General features: G+C 67.1%; 20 protein-coding genes. 11 read left to right on the top strand and 9 right to left on the bottom strand.

Annotated elements, in window-relative coordinates:
- The first annotated feature begins 10 nt into the window (after positions 1-10).
- From HV783_RS06060 to HV783_RS06045, 4 genes are all read left to right on the top strand, one after another.
- Positions 11-1,075, top strand: a complete 1,065-nt coding sequence (locus HV783_RS06060) for a branched-chain amino acid ABC transporter permease (RefSeq protein ID WP_006389832.1) — start codon at positions 11-13, stop codon at positions 1,073-1,075.
- 227 nt (positions 1,076-1,302) lie between these two features.
- Positions 1,303-2,643: an ABC transporter substrate-binding protein gene (locus HV783_RS06055; RefSeq protein ID WP_080977525.1), complete on the top strand. Its 1,341-nt coding sequence runs from the start codon at positions 1,303-1,305 to the stop codon at positions 2,641-2,643.
- 58 nt (positions 2,644-2,701) lie between these two features.
- Complete coding sequence (locus HV783_RS06050; RefSeq protein WP_049076966.1) at positions 2,702-3,544, top strand: ABC transporter ATP-binding protein; 843 nt, start codon at positions 2,702-2,704, stop codon at positions 3,542-3,544.
- A gap of 82 nt (positions 3,545-3,626) precedes the next feature.
- Positions 3,627-4,895: a phenylacetate--CoA ligase family protein gene (locus tag HV783_RS06045; RefSeq protein WP_175188816.1), complete on the top strand. Its 1,269-nt coding sequence runs from the start codon at positions 3,627-3,629 to the stop codon at positions 4,893-4,895.
- Positions 4,896-4,967: 72 nt separating this feature from the next.
- On the opposite strand, the gene HV783_RS06040 is transcribed toward HV783_RS06045, so the two are convergent.
- The 4 genes from HV783_RS06040 to HV783_RS06025 are packed head-to-tail and all read right to left on the bottom strand — an operon-like array spanning position 4,968 to position 7,422.
- Entirely contained in the window at positions 4,968-6,206 is a 1,239-nt protein-coding gene (locus tag HV783_RS06040) for an NAD(P)/FAD-dependent oxidoreductase (RefSeq protein ID WP_175188815.1), read from the bottom strand.
- Between the two features lie 13 nt (positions 6,207-6,219).
- Entirely contained in the window at positions 6,220-6,657 is a 438-nt protein-coding gene (locus HV783_RS06035; RefSeq protein WP_054500364.1) for a YeeE/YedE family protein, read from the bottom strand.
- A gap of 1 nt (position 6,658) precedes the next feature.
- Positions 6,659-7,087: a YeeE/YedE family protein gene (locus HV783_RS06030; RefSeq protein WP_054500363.1), complete on the bottom strand. Its 429-nt coding sequence runs from the start codon at positions 7,085-7,087 to the stop codon at positions 6,659-6,661.
- Positions 7,084-7,422, bottom strand: a complete 339-nt coding sequence (locus HV783_RS06025; protein WP_175188814.1) for an ArsR/SmtB family transcription factor — start codon at positions 7,420-7,422, stop codon at positions 7,084-7,086. The genes HV783_RS06030 and HV783_RS06025 overlap by 4 nt, the downstream gene beginning before the upstream one ends.
- Before the next feature lie 123 nt (positions 7,423-7,545).
- On the opposite strand from HV783_RS06025, the gene HV783_RS06020 reads away from it, so the two are divergent.
- The 5 genes from HV783_RS06020 (at position 7,546) to nhaA (ending at position 12,243) form a co-directional block, all read left to right on the top strand.
- Positions 7,546-8,409 carry an MBL fold metallo-hydrolase gene (locus HV783_RS06020; protein ID WP_175188813.1) on the top strand — a complete coding sequence of 288 codons (864 nt, stop codon included), beginning with the start codon at positions 7,546-7,548 and terminating at the stop codon, positions 8,407-8,409.
- A gap of 98 nt (positions 8,410-8,507) precedes the next feature.
- Complete coding sequence (pap, locus tag HV783_RS06015; protein ID WP_054500361.1) at positions 8,508-9,974, top strand: polyphosphate:AMP phosphotransferase; 1,467 nt, start codon at positions 8,508-8,510, stop codon at positions 9,972-9,974.
- 19 nt (positions 9,975-9,993) lie between these two features.
- Positions 9,994-10,443, top strand: coding sequence for a GNAT family N-acetyltransferase (locus HV783_RS06010; RefSeq protein WP_054500360.1), 450 nt, complete (start codon positions 9,994-9,996; stop codon positions 10,441-10,443).
- On the top strand, positions 10,440-10,904 hold the full coding sequence (locus HV783_RS06005; protein WP_175188812.1) for an HIT family protein: 465 nt from the start codon (positions 10,440-10,442) through the stop codon (positions 10,902-10,904). Before HV783_RS06010 ends, HV783_RS06005 begins: the two co-directional genes overlap by 4 nt.
- Before the next feature lie 118 nt (positions 10,905-11,022).
- Entirely contained in the window at positions 11,023-12,243 is a 1,221-nt protein-coding gene (nhaA, locus tag HV783_RS06000) for a Na+/H+ antiporter NhaA (RefSeq protein ID WP_175144062.1), read from the top strand.
- A gap of 70 nt (positions 12,244-12,313) precedes the next feature.
- On the opposite strand, the gene HV783_RS05995 is transcribed toward nhaA, so the two are convergent.
- The 3 genes from HV783_RS05995 to HV783_RS05985 form a co-directional block, all read right to left on the bottom strand.
- On the bottom strand, positions 12,314-13,162 hold the full coding sequence (locus HV783_RS05995; protein ID WP_116792324.1) for a lysozyme inhibitor LprI family protein: 849 nt from the start codon (positions 13,160-13,162) through the stop codon (positions 12,314-12,316).
- A 30-nt stretch (positions 13,163-13,192) separates the two neighbouring features.
- Complete coding sequence (locus tag HV783_RS05990) at positions 13,193-14,386, bottom strand: COG3904 family protein (protein WP_254603836.1); 1,194 nt, start codon at positions 14,384-14,386, stop codon at positions 13,193-13,195.
- Positions 14,387-14,545: 159 nt separating this feature from the next.
- Positions 14,546-15,256, bottom strand: a complete 711-nt coding sequence (locus tag HV783_RS05985) for an N-acetylmuramoyl-L-alanine amidase family protein (protein ID WP_175188811.1) — start codon at positions 15,254-15,256, stop codon at positions 14,546-14,548.
- Positions 15,257-15,624: 368 nt separating this feature from the next.
- Here HV783_RS05985 and HV783_RS05980 point away from each other — a divergent pair, with 368 nt between their 5' ends.
- Positions 15,625-16,410, top strand: a complete 786-nt coding sequence (locus tag HV783_RS05980; RefSeq protein ID WP_064527762.1) for a 3-hydroxybutyrate dehydrogenase — start codon at positions 15,625-15,627, stop codon at positions 16,408-16,410.
- A 249-nt stretch (positions 16,411-16,659) separates the two neighbouring features.
- Positions 16,660-17,322, top strand: a complete 663-nt coding sequence (tenA, locus tag HV783_RS05975) for a thiaminase II (RefSeq protein WP_175188810.1) — start codon at positions 16,660-16,662, stop codon at positions 17,320-17,322.
- 123 nt (positions 17,323-17,445) lie between these two features.
- On the opposite strand, the gene HV783_RS05970 is transcribed toward tenA, so the two are convergent.
- Both HV783_RS05970 and HV783_RS05965 read right to left on the bottom strand, forming a co-directional pair.
- Entirely contained in the window at positions 17,446-17,622 is a 177-nt protein-coding gene (locus tag HV783_RS05970) for a hypothetical protein (RefSeq protein ID WP_175188809.1), read from the bottom strand.
- 36 nt (positions 17,623-17,658) lie between these two features.
- Complete coding sequence (locus tag HV783_RS05965) at positions 17,659-17,739, bottom strand: integrase core domain-containing protein (RefSeq protein WP_238924200.1); 81 nt, start codon at positions 17,737-17,739, stop codon at positions 17,659-17,661.
- Between the last annotated feature and the right edge of the window lie 2 nt (positions 17,740-17,741).

Genomic DNA, 17,741 nt, shown 5'->3' with positions numbered 1-17,741 from the left:
GGATAAAAACATGTTCTATCGCGAAAACGGCCAATTCAAGACCAGCTATCGCGCCGACCAGCAGATCTTCCCGATCCGCCAGGACCGCGTCTTCATCTGGCTGTTGCTGGCGGTGGCGTTCATCGCCATCCCGGCGCTGTCCAGCGACTATCTGCTGCGCGCCATCCTGATCCCGTTCCTGATCCTGTCGCTGGCCGCCGTCGGCCTGAACATCCTGGTGGGCTATTGCGGCCAGATCTCGCTGGGCACGGGCGCCTTCATGGCGGTGGGCGCGTATGCCGCCTGGAACTTCGGCGTGCGCTTCCCGGGCATGCCGCTGATCGTCCAGATCCTGCTGGGCGGGTGCTTCGCCACCATCGTCGGCGTGATCTTCGGCATTCCCAGCCTGCGCATCCGCGGCCTGTACCTGGCCGTGGCCACGCTGGCCGCGCAGTTCTTCGTCGACTGGGCGTTCCTGCGCATCCCGTTCTTCACCAACTACTCGTCGTCGGGCAACGTCTCGGTGCCGCCGCTGACCGCCTTCGGCCTGCCGGTGCAGAGCGCGCTGGAAAAGTACCTGTTCGTGCTGATCCTGGTGGTGGTCTTCAGCCTGTTGGCCAAGAACCTGGTGCGCGGCGCCATCGGCCGCCAGTGGATGGCGATCCGCGACATGGACGTGGCCGCCTCGGTCATCGGCATCCGCCCGATGTACGCCAAGCTCACCGCGTTCGCGGTCAGCTCATTCATCGTCGGCGTGGCCGGCGCGCTGTGGGGCTACATCCACCTGGGCTCGTGGGAGCCGCTGGCCTTCGACCTGACGCGTTCGTTCCAGTTGCTGTTCATGGTCATCATCGGCGGACTGGGTTCCATCATCGGCAGCTTCTTCGGCGCGGCCTTCATCGTGCTGGTGCCGGTGGCGCTGACCAACGTGCCGCACATGCTGGGCCTGTCGCTGTCGGTGGACACGGCCGCGCACGTCGAGCACATGGTGTTCGGCGCGCTGATCGTGTTCTTCCTGATCGCCGAGCCGCACGGGCTGGCGCGGTTGTGGAGCATCGGCAAGGAAAAGCTCCGCATCTGGCCCTTCCCCCACTAATGATGGGCCCACCCCCGAAAGCGCCTGCGGCGCTTCCCCCCTCAAGGGGGCGCCGCTGGGGACCGGCAAAGCCGGATCCGCCGCGGCCCGGACGGTGCGGCTCCCGTTGTGATCATCGTCGGTAGTAGCGGTATCCGCGCCACGACCGACATCCTGAATACCCGGCTCCAGACCGGGCCAACCCCGGTGTCCGAGGGTTTATGACCCAAACACCACGCAGGAGGTAAATGGAGATGAAGCGTCTTAACCTGAAGTTGGCGGCAGCCTTGGTGGCCGCAGCCGGCGCCGTGGGCGCCGTGGCCACGCCGGCAATGGCGGCGGAAGAGCAGTTCGTTCCGTTGCTGGTGTACCGGACCGGGTCGTTCGCGCCGCTGGGCATTCCCTGGGCCGATGGCAAGCTGGATTACCTGAAGCTGGTCAACGAACGCGACGGCGGCGTCAACGGCGTCAAGATCACCTACGAGGAATGCGAAACCGCCTACGCCACCGATCGCGGCGTCGAGTGCTACGAACGCCTGAAGGGCAAGGGCACCGGCGCGTCGGGCTTCGACACGCAATCGACCGGCATCACCTTCGCGGTCAGCGACAAGGCCATGGTGGACAAGGTGCCGGTCGAGACGATGGGCTACGGCCTGTCGCAATCGGTCGACGGCAGCGTGTTCGAGTGGAACTTCCCGCTGCTGGGCACCTACTGGACCGCCGCCGACGTGATGATCCAGGACATCGCCAAGAAAGAAGGCGGCATGGACAAGCTCAAGGGCAAGAAGATCGCCCTGGTCTACCACGACTCGCCCTACGGCAAGGAACCGATCCCGCTGCTGCAGAAGCGCGCCGCCAAGGAAGGCTTCGAGCTGCTGCTGTATCCGGTGACCGCCCCCGGCGTGGAACAGAAGTCCACCTGGCTGCAGATCCGCCAGGCGCGCCCGGCCTATGTGCTGCTGTGGAGCGCGGGCATCATGACGCCCACCGCCATCCGCGAAGCGCAGGCCAGCGGCTACCCGCGCGACAAGATGTACGCGATCTGGTGGGCCGGCTCCGAAGGCGACGTCAAGGACCTGGGCGATGTCGCCAAGGGCTACAACGCCATCACCATCCACAACAGCGGCGCCGACCACGACAAGGTCTATGACGATCTGAAGAAGTACGTCTACGACAAGGGCCAGGGTTCGGACAAGACGGGCAAGACCACGCTCGGCACCATCGCCCACACCCGCGGCATGATGATCTCGATGCTGCAGGTCGAGGCGATCCGCACCGCGCAGGAAAAGTTCGGCAAGGGCAAGGCGCTCACGCCCGACCAGGTGCGCTGGGGCTTCGAGAACCTGAACCTGACGCAGGAACGCCTGAACCAGTTGGGCTTCGGCCAGATCATGCGCCCGGTCAAGACCTCATGCAGCAACCACAAGGGCGACGACTGGGCCCGCATCGTGCAGTGGGACGGCGCCAAGTTCAAGGTCGTCTCGGATTGGTACCAGGCCGACAAGACCCTGCTGGACCCGATGGTGAAGGAAGCCGCGGCGAAGTACGCCAAGGAAAAGAACATCACGCCCCGCACTTGCGAGAACTGATGTGAACCGGCGGCCGGCGCCCCACGGCGTCGGCCGCCACCAAGCCGCAGGAACCGCCATGACCGCAGCAACGACTACCGCTACTACCGCCGACACCCCCAAGGTACTGCTCGATGTGAACGGCATCGAGGTGATCTACAACCACGTCATCCTGGTGCTCAAGGGCGTGTCCCTGCAGGTGCCGGAAGGCCGGATCGTGGCCCTGCTGGGCGCCAACGGCGCCGGCAAGACCACCACGTTGCGCGCCATCTCGAACCTGCTCAAGGGCGAGCGCGGCGACGTCACCAAGGGCCACATCCAGTACCGCGACCAGCGCATCGAAAAGCTGTCGCCGGCCGAACTGGTCAAGCGCGGCGTGGTGCAGGTGATGGAGGGCCGCCATTGCTTCGCCCACCTCACCATCGAAGAGAACCTGCTGACGGGCGCCTACACCCGCGACCTCAGCCGCGGCGACACCAGCGCGGCGCTGGAGCGCGTCTACCAGTATTTCCCGCGCCTGAAGCAGCGCCGCGCCAGCCAGGCCGGCTACACCTCGGGCGGCGAACAACAGATGACCGCCATCGGCCGCGCGCTGATGGCCAACCCCAACATGATCCTGCTGGACGAGCCGTCCATGGGACTGGCGCCGCAGATCGTCGAGGAGATCTTCGAGATCGTGCGCGACCTGAACCAGCGCGAGCGCGTCAGCTTCCTGCTGGCCGAGCAGAACACCAACATCGCGCTGCGCTATGCCGACTACGGCTACATCCTGGAGAACGGCCGCGTGATGATGGACGGCGCCGCGCAGGACCTGGCCCAGAACGAGGACGTGAAAGAGTTCTACCTGGGCATTTCCAGCGGCGAGCGCAAGAGTTTCCGCGACAACAAGTTCTACCGCCGCCGCAAACGCTGGCTGGCCTGATCCCTGGAGCGGCGACGCCGGCGCGGTCCGGCTCGCCGCCGGCAACGACACCGCAGTACGGCACACGAGAGGGTGCGATCCCATGTCCGAGTTTTTCGATGTCCTGGAAACCCGAGCGCCCGAGCAACGCGAGCGCGACCTGATGGCGGCCCTGCCCGACGCCATCGCCCGCGCCATCGCCCGCGCGCCGGCCATTGCCGAGCAACTGCGCGGCACCGACCCCGCCACGGTCACCTCGCGCGCCGCGCTGGCGCGCCTGCCGGTGCTGCGCAAGCACGAGCTGCTGGAACGCCAGCAGCACAGCCGCGAACAGGCCGCGCAACCGGCCGGACCGCAAAAGGCTTTCGGCGGCTTCTCGGCCATCGGCTGGGGCGAAGCCATGCGCGTGTTCGCCTCGCCCGGCCCGATCTATGAACCTGAAAGCGCCCGCGCCGACTACTGGCGCTTTGCCCGCGCGCTGTACGCCGCAGGCTTTCGCGCCGGCGAGTTGGCCTACAACTGCTTTTCCTACCACTTCACGCCGGCCGGCTCGATGATGGAGACCGCCGCCCATGCCGTCGGCTGCACCGTGTTCCCCGGCGGCACCGGCCAGACCGAACAGCAGGTGCGCGCCATCCAGGACCTGGCGCCCAGCGGCTACACCGGCACGCCCAGCTTCCTGAAGATCATCCTGGAAAAGGCCGATGAACTCGGCGTGAAGCTGGATTCGCTGCGCCGCGCCCTGGTGTCCGGCGAGGCCTTCCCGCCGTCGCTGCGCGACTGGCTGGCCGCGCGCGGCATCGAGGGCTACCAGGCCTACGGCAGCGCCGACCTGGGCATGATCGCGTTCGAGACGCCGGCGCGCCAGGGCCTGGTGCTGGGCGAGGACATCATCGTCGAGATCGTGCGGCCCGGTACCGGCGAACCCGTGCCTGATGGCGAAGTGGGCGAAGTCGTGGTCACCACGCTGAACCCCGACTACCCGCTGGTGCGCTTCGGCACCGGCGACCTGTCGGCGGTGATGCCCGGCATCTCGCCCTGCGGCCGCACCAACACCCGCATCAAGGGCTGGATGGGCCGCGCCGACCAGACCACCAAGGTGCGCGGCATGTTCGTGCATCCGTCGCAGGTGGCCGACGTGGTGCGCCGCCATCCGGAAATCCTGCGGGCACGCCTGGTGATCAGCGGCACCACCGGTTCGGACAAAATGGTGCTGCGGGTGGAATCACGCGTGCGCGGCGAAGACCTCGGCGCCCGCATCGCCGAATCGGTGCGCGACGTGACCAAGCTGCGCAGCGACGTCGAATGGGCCGAGGCCGGCTCCCTGCCGAACGACGGCAAGGTCATCGACGACATCCGCACCTACGAATAACAAGGGTAAGAAGAAAGGCGCGCCCGGGACCGGCAAAGCCCGGGCGCGGCATCGCCGCCGGCAACGGCAGGCTCAATTGCCCAACGGACGGGCCAGCCATTCGCGGCCCTTGAGCATGCCGTTCCAGTAGATCCACGGCAGCATCGTCGCCTTCAGGAACCAGGCGCTCTTGCGCGGCACGGTCGGGTCCAGCGGGAAGGTGGGCAGCAGCTTGCCGCCATAGCCGAACTCGGCCAGCACGATGCGGCCGCGCTCGACCGTCAGCGGGCACGAGCCATAGCCATCGTACGTGACCGGCAGCGCATGCCCTTCGCGCACCGCCAGCAGGTTCTCGGCCACCGTGACGATCTGCTTGCGCGCCGCCGCCGCGGTCTTGGCGTTGGTGGTGCTGATGCCATCGCCCAGCCCGAAGATGTTGTCGTAGCGCACATGGCGCAGCGTGGCCGGATCGACCTCGCACCAGCCGGCCGCATCGGCCAGCGCGCTCTGGCGCAGAAATTCGTGCGGCACCTGCGGCGGCACCGCGTGCAGCATGTCGAATGACTTCTCGACACGGGTCACCGCCCCCTCGGCGTCCTTGACGTCGAACCACGCCTTGCGCGCCGGGCCGTCCACCGCCACCAGCGCCGAATTGAACGCCAGCGAAATGCCGTAGCTTTCCACATAGCGCATCAGCGGCGGCACGAAGGTCGGCACGCCGAACAGCACCGCGCCGGCCAGGTCGAATTCGACATCGATGCGATCCAGCACGCCGCTGCGGCGCCAGTGGTCGCACGCCAGGTACATGGCCTTCTGCGGCGCGCCGGCGCACTTGATCGGCATGGCCGGCTGCGTGAACAGCGCCTTGCCGCCCTTCAGGCCGCGCACCAGCTCCCAGGTGTAGGGCGCCAGGTCGAAGCGGTAGTTGGAACTGACGCCATTGCGGCCCAGCGTTTCCGACAGGCCCTCGACCTTGTCCCAGGCCAGGCGCAGGCCGGGGCACACGATCAATTGCTGGTAGCTGACCGCGCTGCCATCGGCCAGCCGGACCTGGTTGGCCTCGGGTTCGAAACCGGCCGCCGCGACCTGCAGCCAGGTGGCGCGGCCCGGCATCACCGCCCTTGTCGGCCGCACGGTCTTGGTCACATCGAACGCGCCGCCGCCGACCAGCGTCCAGGCCGGCTGGTAGTAGTGCTTGTCGCTGGGTTCGATGACCGCGATGCGCAGGTCCGGACGGCGGCGCAGCAGGCTGGCGGTCACGCCGATGCCCGCCGAACCGCCTCCGACCACCACCACGTCGAAATCGCGCTGCGCCTGTGCTGCCGTCTGCATGCTCGTCTCCCTGCTATCGACCGGTCCGGGACGGCCGGTTCGTCATATATTGAATTGCCGAGTACAGCGCCATGCCGGCCACCATGGCCGCCACGAAGATCAGTGCCTCCCGCACGCCGGCCGCCGCCGCCACCAGCGCCGGGCCGGGGCAGAAACCCGCCAGCCCCCAACCCGCGCCGAACGCCAGGCTGCCCAACGCCAGCCGCGGATCGATACGCGTGGCCGTGGGCCAATGCAGCGGCTCGCCGGACAGGCTGGCACGACGACGGCGCAACCAGGCAAAGCCCGCTGCCGTCACGGCCAGCGCACCGCCCATCACCAACGCCAGCGAAGGATCCCAGCTTCCCGCCAGGTCCAGGAAGCCCAACACCTTGGCGGGGTTGGCCATGCCGGAAACGAGCAGTCCCAGCCCGAACACCAATCCCGAGAGAAACGCGAACAAGGCCACCATGTCAGCCTCCGATCAGGTGCCGCGCGACATACACGGTGGCAAACCCCGCCGCCATGAAGAGCGCCGTCGCCGCCAGGGAACGGCGCGAGCCGCGCGCCAGCCCGCAGACGCCGTGGCCGCTGGTGCACCCCGACGCGAAACGCGTGCCGATGCCGACCAGCAGGCCGGCCGCGATCAGCCTTGCATTGCCCGCTTCCACCACGATCGGCGGCAGCGCGCTGCCCAACCGATACAACCAGGGAGACAGGCACAACCCCAGCAGGAACGCCAGGCGCCAGCCGGCATTGCGATCAGGCGGCAACAGCCCGCCGAGGATGCCGCTGATGCCGGCGATGCGGCCCGCGCCCAGCATCATGAGAACGGCGGCCACGCCAATGACCGCACCGCCGCCGAGCGCGCTTGCGGGCGTGAAGGCGGACAGGTCGATCATGACGCGAGCGCCGCCATGGCACGGCCGCAATACAGGCTGGACAGCGTCTTCATGACCTGGTTGACCTCGAAACTGGCCAGTTGGTAGTACACGTACTCGCCCTGGCGCCGGGTGCTCACCAGGCCCTCATCGCGCAGCACGCCCAGTTGCTGCGACAGCGTCGGCTGGCGGATGCCGGTCAGGGATTCCAGTTCGCCGACGTTGCGCTCGCCCTGCACCAGTTGGCACAGCAGCAGCAGCCGGTCTTCGTTGGCCAGCGCCTTGAGCAGCGCGCAGGCCTGGGAGGCGGATTCGCGCAGCGCGGCGACCTCGCAATCGTTCAGGGCAGTCAGCATTTGATGGGGGTCAATCGGCGTAAAAGAGTTTGATCATTATATTGACCGATAAACTATCCAACAATATTATTGAAAAATATATATTGTTATGCGCACACCCTCCTCTGCTCCAGGCGCCTCCCCATGAACCCGCATATCCAGGCCTTCTTCGACCCGGCCACCGCCACCGTTACCTATGTGGTGCACGAGCCCGCGCCCGGCGGCGCCTGTGCCATCATCGATTCGGTGCTCGACTACGACCCCAAGTCCGGCCGCACCAGCACCGCCAGCGCCGACCGGGTAGCCGCCTACGTCCGCGAACGCGGCCTGCGCACCGAATGGCTGCTCGAGACCCACGCGCACGCCGATCACCTGTCGGCCGCGCCCTACCTGCAGCGCCAGTTGGGCGGCGTCATCGCCATCGGCCAGAGCATCCGCACCGTGCAGGGCGTGTTCAAGAAGATCTTCAACCTAGAGCCGCAGTTCCAGCTCGACGGCTCGCAGTTCGGCCGCCTGTTCGCCGATGGCGAAACCTTCCAGATCGGCGCCCTCACGGCGAGCGCCATGCACGTACCCGGCCATACGCCGGCCGACATGGCCTACCGCATCGGCGACGCCGTCTTCGTCGGCGACACCCTGTTCATGCCGGACGTCGGCACCGCGCGCTGCGACTTTCCCGGCGGCGACGCCCGCCAGTTGTACCGCTCCATCCGGCACCTGCTGAGCCTGCCGGACGACACCCGCCTCTACATGTGCCACGACTATCCGCCCGCCGGCCGCGAGGCCGCGTGGCAGACCACCGTGGCCGAACAGCGCCGCGCCAACATCCACGTGCGCGACGGCGTCACCGAAGACGAATTCGTCGCCATGCGCACGCGGCGCGACGCCACCCTGTCGATGCCCACGCTGATCCTGCCGGCCATCCAGGTCAATATCCGCGCCGGCCATTTCCCTCCGCCGGAAGACAACGGTGTGCGCTACCTGAAGATCCCCGTCGACGCCCTCTAGCCAGCGCCCGCAAGGTTCCCGCGGCGGCGCACTTGCGCGCCGCCGGGATATCCCGCAAGATCGGCCGGTCACAAGATCGCCGATCCCACGGAACCCCCATGTTCGCCGAAGCCGAAGCCGACCCCGTTCTGTCCAAGGAAGCCTTCAAGCCGCTGGAAGCCCGGCTGCGCGTCGCGCTGCTGAACGCGCAGTACCAGCGCCTGCAGAAGGCCGAGAAATCCCTGCTGGTGGTGGTGGCCGGCATCGACGGCGCCGGCAAGGGCGCCACGATCAACCTGCTCAACGAATGGATGGACCCGCGCCACATCAGGACGCTGGCCTATGGTCCTCCGGAAGGCGACGAGCTCGAGCGTCCGCCCATGTGGCGCTACTGGAAAGATCTGCCACCCAAGGGCAGCACGGGCATCGTCTTTGGCTCCTGGTACACGCCGCTGATCCGCGAAGCCGCGCGCAAACACCCCAATCAGGACAGCATCGAGGCGCAGTCGGTCGCCATCCGCCGCTTCGAGGCAATGCTGGCCGCCGAGGGGGTGCAGATCCTCAAGCTCTGGTTCCACCTGTCATCGGAGGCCCAGCAGGCGCGGGCCAAGCGCCTGCTGGCCAGCCCCGAGACCTCCTGGCAGGTCAGCCCGATCGACCTCAAGGTGCACAAGAAATATGACCGCATCCGCAACAGCGGCCAGGTCGTCATCAACCACACCGACAGCGGCCATGCGCCGTGGGTGGTGATCCCCAGCGCCGACGAGAACATGCGCGCCGCGCGCACCGCCGAGGCCGTGCTGGCCGCCATGCGCCAGAACCGCGTGCCGCGCATCCCGGCGTCGTTCGTGGCCCACACCGGTCCGGCCCGCATCCTCGACCGGCTGGGCCAACTGGACTACGACGCCAAGCTCGACCGTGACGACTACGAATCCGAACTGGGACTGCTGCAGGGCCGGCTGGCGCGCGCGGCCCGCTCCAGGAAATTCCAGGAACGTTCGCTGGTGTTAGTGTTCGAAGGCCAGGACGCCGCCGGCAAGGGCGGCGCCATCCGCCGCATCACCCACGCGCTCGATGCGCGCCAGTTCGACATCACCCCGGTGGCCGCGCCCAACAGCTACGAGTTGTCCCGCCCTTACCTGTGGCGCTTCTGGCGCCACGTGCCGCGCCAGGGGCGCATCGCCATCTTCGACCGCTCCTGGTACGGCCGGGTGCTGGTCGAGCGAGTCGAGAAAATCACCCCGCCCGCCCACTGGCGCCGCGCCTACGCCGAGATCAACGACTTCGAGGCGCAACTGGCCGGCAGCGGCGCGCTGGTGCTGAAATTCTGGCTGGCGATCACCGCCGACGTCCAGCTCGAACGCTTCAAGGACCGCGAGAAATCGCCCTTCAAGAACTTCAAGATCACGCCCGACGACTGGCGCAACCGCGACAAATGGAAGGAATACGCCGCGGCCACCAACGAAATGCTGGCGCGCACCGATGTCAAGCATGCGCCGTGGCACCTGGTGTCGGCCAATGACAAGCGCTACGCTCGCCTTCAAGTGCTGCGACATATCGTCGAAGCCCTGGAAAACCAACTCTGACCCGCAGGAGACCTTGCCCATGAGCTCGGCTGAAATCCGTCCCGTCGTCGCCGCCGATTTTGATGTCTGGCTGCCCCTCTGGAAGGGGTATCAGGACTTCTACCGCGTCGACATCGCCGACGCCGTCACGCGCAACACCTGGGCCCGTTTCCTTGATCCGGCCGAGCCGGTGAATGCCGCGCTGGCCTACGACGGCGGCCGCGCGGTCGGAATGGTCCATTGGATCTTCCACCGCTCGACCTGGACGGCGGGCGACTACTGCTATCTGCAGGACCTTTACGTCGATCCGGAAACCCGCGGCACCGGCGCCGGCCGCAAGCTGATCGAACACGTCTATGCGCAAGCGGCCGCCGCCAACTGCGCCCGTGTCTACTGGCTGACCCACGAAACCAACGCCACCGCGATGCAGCTATACGACCGCATCGCCGACCGTTCCGGCTTCATCCAATACCGCAAGGTGCTGCCTTGAGCGCGCGCGACCCCGACTGTCCGCTGTGCCAGACCGACGGCGGCACCTTGCTGTGGCGCGGCCCGCACCTGCGCCTGATCGAGGTGGACGAACCCGACTACCCCGGCTTCACCCGCGTCATCTGGAACGCCCACCTGGCCGAGATGACCAGCCTGTCGACCCACGGCCGCGACCTGCTGATGCGCGCGGTGTACGTGGTCGAGGAAGCGCAGCAATCGATCCTGGCGCCCGACAAGATCAACCTGGCCTCGCTCGGCAACATGGTGCCGCACCTGCACTGGCACGTGATTCCGCGCTGGCGCGGCGACCGCCATTTCCCCGACCCGATCTGGGCGTCGCCGCGCATCGCCGCCGGCGCCGAGCCGGCCGAATGGTCCGAACGCCAGGCGCGCGTGCGGGCGCTGCTGCCGCGCTATCGCAACCGGCTGGTCGAGGCCATGAACGCGTTGCTGTGGCATTGAATTGTCGAGACGATCACACCAAATCCTATAGAAATCAAGACCTTCCGCTCCTCGCGACGCATTCAATTCAGGTAAAATTCAGGTTTTACGCTGTATCGCAGCACGCAAGGAGTGAATAGTGACCCTGCAGGCCTCGCCCCCGTCCCGGCCCGTCTCTTTCCTGCAGGCGTTCCTGCGTTCCGAAGCCCTCGGCGGCTACGTGCTGATGCTGGCGGCGGTGGTCGCCCTGATCGTCGCCAACAGCCCCCTGGCGCCCGGCTACTTCGAGATCCTCGGCGCCAAGCTCGGCTTCCAGGCCGGCCCCGTGCTACTCAAGGAATCGGTGCTGCACTGGATCAACGATGGCCTGATGGCGGTGTTCTTCCTGCTGGTCGGCCTGGAGATCAAGCGCGAGGTGCTGGACGGCCAGTTGCGCGGCGCGGCTCGCATCGTGCTGCCTGGCATCGCCGCCCTGGGCGGCATGGCCATGCCGGCGCTGATCTACGTGCTGCTGAACCTGGGCAGCCCCGACACCCTGCGCGGCTGGGCCATCCCCGCCGCCACCGACATCGCTTTCGCACTGGGCATCCTGGCCCTGCTGGGCAGCCGCGTGCCGACCTCGCTGAAGGTCTTCCTGACGGCGCTGGCGATCCTGGACGACCTGGGCGCCATCGTCATCATCGCGCTGTTCTATACCTCCGAGCTGAACCTGTTCGCGCTGGGCATGGCAGGGGCCCTGCTGGCGTGCCTGTTCTGCCTGAACCGGGCCGGCGTGCTGCGCCTGGCGCCCTATCTGCTGATCGGCGCGGTGCTCTGGTACTTCGTGCTGAAGTCCGGCGTCCATGCCACGCTCGCGGGCGTGGCGCTGGCGCTGACCATTCCGCTGCGTCCGCGGAACCAGGGCCGCGCGGGCGAGCATTCGCCGCTGCATGCGCTGGAACACGCGCTGCACAAACCCGTGGCCTTGCTGATCGTTCCCCTGTTCGGCTTCGCCAACGCCGGCGTGTCGTTCGCCGGCATGGGGCTGTCGAGCCTGGCGCAGCCCGTGCCGCTGGGCGTGGCGCTGGGCCTGTTCCTGGGCAAGCAACTGGGCGTGTTCGGCTTTGCGTGGCTCGCCATCCGCACCGGCGTGGCCAGCCTGCCGCGCCACGCCAGCTTCACGCAACTGTACGGCGTGGCCCTGCTGTGCGGCATCGGCTTCACCATGAGCCTGTTCATCGGCGCACTGGCCTTCAGCGATCCAGCGGCGGTCGATGCCACCAAGATCGGCGTCCTGACCGGCTCGCTGGCCTCGGCGGTGGCGGGCTTCCTGCTCTTGCGCACTGGCGGCTCGTCGGTGCCAGCCGCCGCCAAGGCCTGACGCCAGGCACCACCGCAAGCGCCTGGCCCGGGCCGCCGCCGACGACGCTGCCTGACGCGGCCCGGCCCGGCTAGCGGCCGGCGTCCTTCGGATTGGACAGCGGGAACGACGCGTCGCTCAGGCAGGACTTGAGCCAGCCATACTCATCGTCGTCGTGCACTTCGCCGTCCACCTTGGGCAGCGGCTTGGAGGAGTAGTCCACCTTGTGCACCTCGGGGCCGGTGTTCCAGTGCGCGTCATCGGCAATGCTGCCCGGGCAGTTGGCGTCGTTGCCATTGAACGAGCAGGACGCCACCGGCACCGGTTTGTTGTCGACCACCTTGGCCACATAGCGTTGCACGTAGACCGAGCCCGTGGCCCAGTATTCCTCCACGCTGCAGATGCGGTCGTTGTTCTGGTAATGGCGGGTCGCGAAACAGGCGTAGTACTTGTAGTCCGGCGGCAGGATGTCGCAGGACACGTCGAAACCGGCATAGGGGCCGCCCGTGAACTGCTTGTTGAACTCCCGCTGGCGCAGCGCCGTGGCGATCATGGCGGGCAGCTTGTCGCCCTTCCTGATCTCCTTGAGCGCGGCGACGCGGTTGAGGATCATGTCCGCCGCGAGGCCGCCCGGCGTCTGGTCGTCCTGCAGCGCATCGGAATCATCGGTCAGCCCGTTCAGCGCCTGGTCGCGGGCCTCGATCCAGCGCCGCTGGCTATCCACCAGCATCTTGCGGATCTCCTCGTCCGGCGCCTGCTTCAGCACCGCCGCATAGGCGCGGTTCAGCTCGCCATCGGCAGCCACCGCCTTGCGATCCGAACAGATCAGCTTCTCGGAGGGAGTGCTGGCCTTCTGGCAGTTGATCGCCAGGGCCGGCGCCGCCGCCACGCCCAATCCCGCCAGGCACAGCAACTGCGCCGCGCGATTCCTGAAACTCATTGCAGTTCTCCCTGGCATCGGGCCGCTGCGTCAGCGGCTGATGACCTCGCTGTCTTCCATGACGATGCGGTAACGGTTGCGCAGGTCAAGGACGTAAGTGAAATTCGACGTGCCGGTCGCGGTCTTGCCGCGCTCCGGGCTCGATACCTTGTAATCGTAGAGGCCCTTGACCATGCACATCTGGTCCTGGCACTTGGCCCGCAGCGAACTCTGGTCGACCACGAAACGCCGCACCGGCCAGCGCGCGAAGTACGCCTCCTTGTCCGCCAGAATCTCGGATTTCGGCCGCTGCTTCTTGAAGTAGTCGACCGAATCGGCGTAGAACTCGCGCGTGAACTTCAGCGCTTCCTCGTTGGTGCCGCTGCCCGCCTGGATCATCAGGGCCGCGGCGTTGATCGCCTTCTGCTCATCCGTGATCGCGGCCGGCGCGGTTTCCTTGGGCATGTACGGATTTGCCACGGGGCCGGCCGGCGCCGGCGCGGCATCCGGCGAAGCCGGCTTGCGCGGCGGCAACTTGGCATCCCCGGGCGACTGCGCCTGCGGCGCGGCCGCCGCGGCAGGCGCCGTGGCAGGCGCCGCGCGCTGGCCCGTGCCCGGCTGCACGTCATTGCTGGCCGTCCTGACGTTGCCGGTGCGGTTGATGCCGTACTTGATGATCTCCTGCGGCGAGAAGAAATACATCTCCTTGGACGGCGTGCTGAACATGATCCCCAGCACGTCGGCCGACACGCCGTACTTCGGCAGGGTCGCGACGATGTCCGACACGCCGAACTGCGCCTGTTCGCCCGTCATCTCGGGCGCGGAAATCTGGTGCACGCCCAGGCGGCCTTCGGCCAGGCGCTGGCGGCCGGCGAAGAACACAAACGAACACGCCGACGCGCAATAGCTGTCCTTCGGGATATAGGTGTTCAGCCCGCGCTCGTAAACCTCTTCGGCCACCACCAAGCCGATATGCACCAGGCCGCCGCCATTGTTCTGCAGGATCAGGGTGGAGATGGTCGGATGCTCGCGCAGCGCTTTCTTCAGATTGAGCATGTCGTTGGCGCCCACCGCGCCCACGTAGACCAGCAGATTGGGCTGGCTGGGCAGGAAGAAGAACGGGCCGTAGCGCTCGGGTTCCTCCTGCTGCGCCGCCGGCGCCTGCGTCTGCGCCACCGCGGCGGACACTCCGGCCATGGACAGCGCCAGGCCCGCGGCCAACATCGTCAGTTTTCTTTTCAGCATCATCAGTCCTTGTTCTCGGAACGCATGCCATGGACGGCATCGACCCCGCCCTGCGCAACCGCGTCGCCCCGGGCGCGGCGGCCCGCCAGTCGAATGCCGGATTTTATCCATCCCCAGCCATTTCATCCCGCATTCGTCCGCCAGCCGCCCCGCGCCGCGCTAGCGCCGCTGACAGGCGTGCGTGCCGTCCGCGATCGCTCGCGCCAGGCGCTGGATTGTCTCGGGCCGCGCCAGGCGCGCCTCTTCGTCGGGATTCACGATCACGCCAGCCTCCACCAGCACCGCTGGCATCGCCGCCGTCTTGAGCACCGCCAGCCCATCGTAGCGATGCACGCCCAGGCGACGATCGAGCAAAGGCCGGTTCTCGCCCGCGATGGGCTCGGCGTGGTACAGCGACGGCTTTTCGCCCGCTGCCACCAGCGCCTCGCCGATGGCCTTGGCGCATCGCAGGCTGTCCTCGTAGCGGGGATTGAGCTGCGAGACAAAGATGGCGAAGCCCGCGAATTCCCGCTGACGGCCGGCATCGATGTACTTCTGCTGCATCGAATCGTGGTGGATAGAGATGAAGAAGTCCGCGTCCGGCGCGGTCAACGCGCGCCGGCCCAGCGCAATCTCGGCGCCATCGGCCGACACGCGCGTCACGCGGTCGCCCAGCGCCAGCAGATCCGTGGCCACCGCGCCGCTCAGGTCCAGGTTGTACTGGTACTCCACCCGGCCGCTGGCGCCCGTGGCGCCCGGCTGCTTGGGCGTGTGGCCGGTGTCCACCACCACGTAGGCCGCCTGCGCCGACAGCGCCGCCACCCCCAGCAAGGCCGCCGCGACGCCGCGCGCCCATCCTGCCGCCCCTTGCTTGCCCGCTCGACCGTTCATGACTGTTGCCACGCTTGAATTCGCTTTGTAAGAAACCAGGTCCCCACCCACCGAGATAGGACCGAATGCGGCGGATTCTCGCGCAGCCCGGCGCCACCGGCAATGGCGGAATGCGCCGCGTGGCGCGCGTTGGTAACAAACTCCGCCTGGCATGGCCGTCGGCATGGCGCCGAAGACATGCACCTTGCGCCCTCACCGCGACAGCGCGCCCGCGCCGGGCGGACACGCGGCGGAAGCAAATGACATAGAAAGTTACCCGCGTTGTCGCGTTCAGGCTGCGCTCATCCTGGAGCGCTACCATCAACCCATGCCCCTCGCATCCGCGGGCGCACCCCGGCCCGCGGCATTCTTACCCGGAGGTTCCCAGCATGAGCAATCTGAACGGAAAAGTGGCCGTCGTCACCGGCGCGGCCAGCGGCATCGGCAAGGAAATCGCGCTGACCCTGTCGCGCGCGGGCGCCGCGGTCGCCATCGCCGACCTGAACCAGGCCGGCGCCGACGCCGTCGCCCGCGAAATCGAGCAGGCCGGCGGCAAGGCCATGGGCGTGGCCATGGACGTCACCAACGAAGACGCCGTCAACCAGGGCATCGACCGCGTCGCCACCGCCTACGGCAGCATCGACATCCTGATCTCGAACGCCGGCATCCAGATCGTCAACCCCATCGAGAACTTCGCGTTCGCCGACTGGAAGAAGATGCAGGCCATCCACGTCGATGGCGCCTTCCTCACCACCAAGGCCGCGCTCAAGCACATGTACAAGGACGATCGCGGCGGCGTCGTGATCTACATGGGCTCGGTGCACTCGCACGAAGCCTCGCCGCTCAAGTCCGCCTACGTCGCCGCCAAGCACGCGCTGCTGGGCCTGGCGCGCGTGCTGGCCAAGGAAGGCGCCAAGCACAACGTGCGTTCGCACGTCATCTGCCCCGGCTTCGTGCGCACGCCCCTGGTCGAGAAGCAGATTCCCGAGCAGGCCAAGGAACTGGGCATCAGCGAAGAAGACGTGGTCAAGAAGGTGATGCTGGGCGATACCGTCGACGGCATCTTCACCACCGTCGAGGACGTGGCGCAGACGGCGCTGTTCCTGTCGACCTTCCCCAGCGCGGCGTTCACGGGGCAGTCGTTCGTCGTCAGCCATGGGTGGTACATGCAGTAGGCCGTGCGCCACTTGGAGAGCGGCGCTCGCGGCAGACCGTGCGCCGCTTCGAATCTCGACAATCGACAAGGAGCCACCTGGGCTGGCCGCCGGCCCGGAGGTTTTTTCCAGGCGCGCCTCCGCCCGGCACATCTGAACAACGGCGCACGGCGACGCGCCCCGCCGACATGCCCCGCGATTGTTGATACCCTTGGATCCTCAACCCCGACGCGCGCACGCGCGCCGTCTGAATCTGTCTTGAGGAATGCCATGTCTTTCAGCACCGACGCCTGGACGCGCAACGCCGCGCTGTACGAAAAAACGCGCACCATGCCGTTCAACCAGGAACTGGCCAGCGGCCAGCTCAGCGAACGGGCGTTCCGCCACTACATGATCCAGGACGCCCACTACCTGCTGGCCTTCGGCCGCGCCCTGGCGGTCACCGCCGCCAAGGCCGACCATGCCGACGGCGTGGTGCAGTTCGCCGACGCCGCCAAGAACGCCGTGGTGGTCGAGCGCAGTCTGCATGAGGGGTTCATGAAGCAGTTCGGCATCGACGGGGACACGTTCGCCAGCACCCCGCTATCGCCCGCCAGCCATCACTACACCAGCTTTCTCATCGCCACGGCGTGGAGCGCGCCCTATCCCGTGGCCCTGGCCGCGTTGCTGCCGTGCTTCTGGATCTACGCGGAAATCGGCCGCGACATCCACGCCCGCGCGACGCGTCCCAATCCCTATGGCGCGTGGATCGATACCTACGCCGGAGAAGAATTCCACACCCTGGTGCGCGAAGTGATCGCATCGGTGGACCAGGCGGCGGACAAGGCGTCGGCGCAAACGCGCGAGGACATGCACCGGGCGTATACGCATGCGGCGCAGTTGGAGTGGATGTTCTGGGATTCGGCGTATCGGCTGGGGGAATGGCCGGTTTGACGGACGAAGCGGCGAACCTTAGCGCTCACACGTTTCGGAGATAGCCGCCACACCGCTGCTCGGCCACGCAAGACCTGCGCTGCCGATCAAACCACGGCCGGCAAGGCAGGGAAAGAGCGCTGCCTACTCTGCTGCGACCGCTTCCGGAAATCGGAAAATCTGCGCGTAGACAGGCTCGGCCCAGTAGTTCAATCGGGCGCTCAGTTCATCTCGCGCGCCGCGATAGTCGCCGAGCAGTCCCGCATAGGTCAGGAAAGTCTTGTCCGACTCGCTGTAAAAGCGGGTGAAGGAACGCGACATGAGCGCTTTGTAATGACCCAGCAGAACCTGCTCAGTTTAAGCGGCTAATGCAAATGCCTCAGCCGGGGTCTTCATGCCGAGCGCCTGGTGCGGGCGCCGGTGGTTATAAAAGCGTATCC

The sequence above is a fragment of the Achromobacter dolens genome (assembly GCF_902859745.1).
Classification (GTDB): domain Bacteria; phylum Pseudomonadota; class Gammaproteobacteria; order Burkholderiales; family Burkholderiaceae_B; genus Achromobacter; species Achromobacter dolens.
This window is presented reverse-complemented; position numbering and strand designations above follow the sequence as displayed.

Bases quoted from the DNA above. Each gene is read 5' to 3' on its own strand.
- HV783_RS05995 (WP_116792324.1), bottom strand. From the start codon at position 13,162: ATGAGTTTCAGGAATCGCGCGGCGCAGTTGCTGTGCCTGGCGGGATTG.
- HV783_RS06040 (WP_175188815.1), bottom strand. From the start codon at position 6,206: ATGCAGACGGCAGCACAGGCGCAGCGCGATTTCGACGTGGTGGTGGTC.
- HV783_RS05980 (WP_064527762.1), top strand. From the start codon at position 15,625: ATGAGCAATCTGAACGGAAAAGTGGCCGTCGTCACCGGCGCGGCCAGC.
- HV783_RS06030 (WP_054500363.1), bottom strand. From the start codon at position 7,087: ATGATCGACCTGTCCGCCTTCACGCCCGCAAGCGCGCTCGGCGGCGGT.
- HV783_RS06025 (WP_175188814.1), bottom strand. From the start codon at position 7,422: ATGCTGACTGCCCTGAACGATTGCGAGGTCGCCGCGCTGCGCGAATCC.
- HV783_RS06045 (WP_175188816.1), top strand. From the start codon at position 3,627: ATGTCCGAGTTTTTCGATGTCCTGGAAACCCGAGCGCCCGAGCAACGC.
- pap (WP_054500361.1), top strand. From the start codon at position 8,508: ATGTTCGCCGAAGCCGAAGCCGACCCCGTTCTGTCCAAGGAAGCCTTC.
- HV783_RS06050 (WP_049076966.1), top strand. From the start codon at position 2,702: ATGACCGCAGCAACGACTACCGCTACTACCGCCGACACCCCCAAGGTA.
- HV783_RS05990 (WP_254603836.1), bottom strand. From the start codon at position 14,386: ATGCTGAAAAGAAAACTGACGATGTTGGCCGCGGGCCTGGCGCTGTCC.
- HV783_RS06020 (WP_175188813.1), top strand. From the start codon at position 7,546: ATGAACCCGCATATCCAGGCCTTCTTCGACCCGGCCACCGCCACCGTT.
- HV783_RS06010 (WP_054500360.1), top strand. From the start codon at position 9,994: ATGAGCTCGGCTGAAATCCGTCCCGTCGTCGCCGCCGATTTTGATGTC.
- HV783_RS06055 (WP_080977525.1), top strand. From the start codon at position 1,303: ATGGAGATGAAGCGTCTTAACCTGAAGTTGGCGGCAGCCTTGGTGGCC.
- HV783_RS06060 (WP_006389832.1), top strand. From the start codon at position 11: ATGTTCTATCGCGAAAACGGCCAATTCAAGACCAGCTATCGCGCCGAC.
- tenA (WP_175188810.1), top strand. From the start codon at position 16,660: ATGTCTTTCAGCACCGACGCCTGGACGCGCAACGCCGCGCTGTACGAA.
- HV783_RS05970 (WP_175188809.1), bottom strand. From the start codon at position 17,622: ATGTCGCGTTCCTTCACCCGCTTTTACAGCGAGTCGGACAAGACTTTC.
- HV783_RS06035 (WP_054500364.1), bottom strand. From the start codon at position 6,657: ATGGTGGCCTTGTTCGCGTTTCTCTCGGGATTGGTGTTCGGGCTGGGA.
- HV783_RS05985 (WP_175188811.1), bottom strand. From the start codon at position 15,256: ATGAACGGTCGAGCGGGCAAGCAAGGGGCGGCAGGATGGGCGCGCGGC.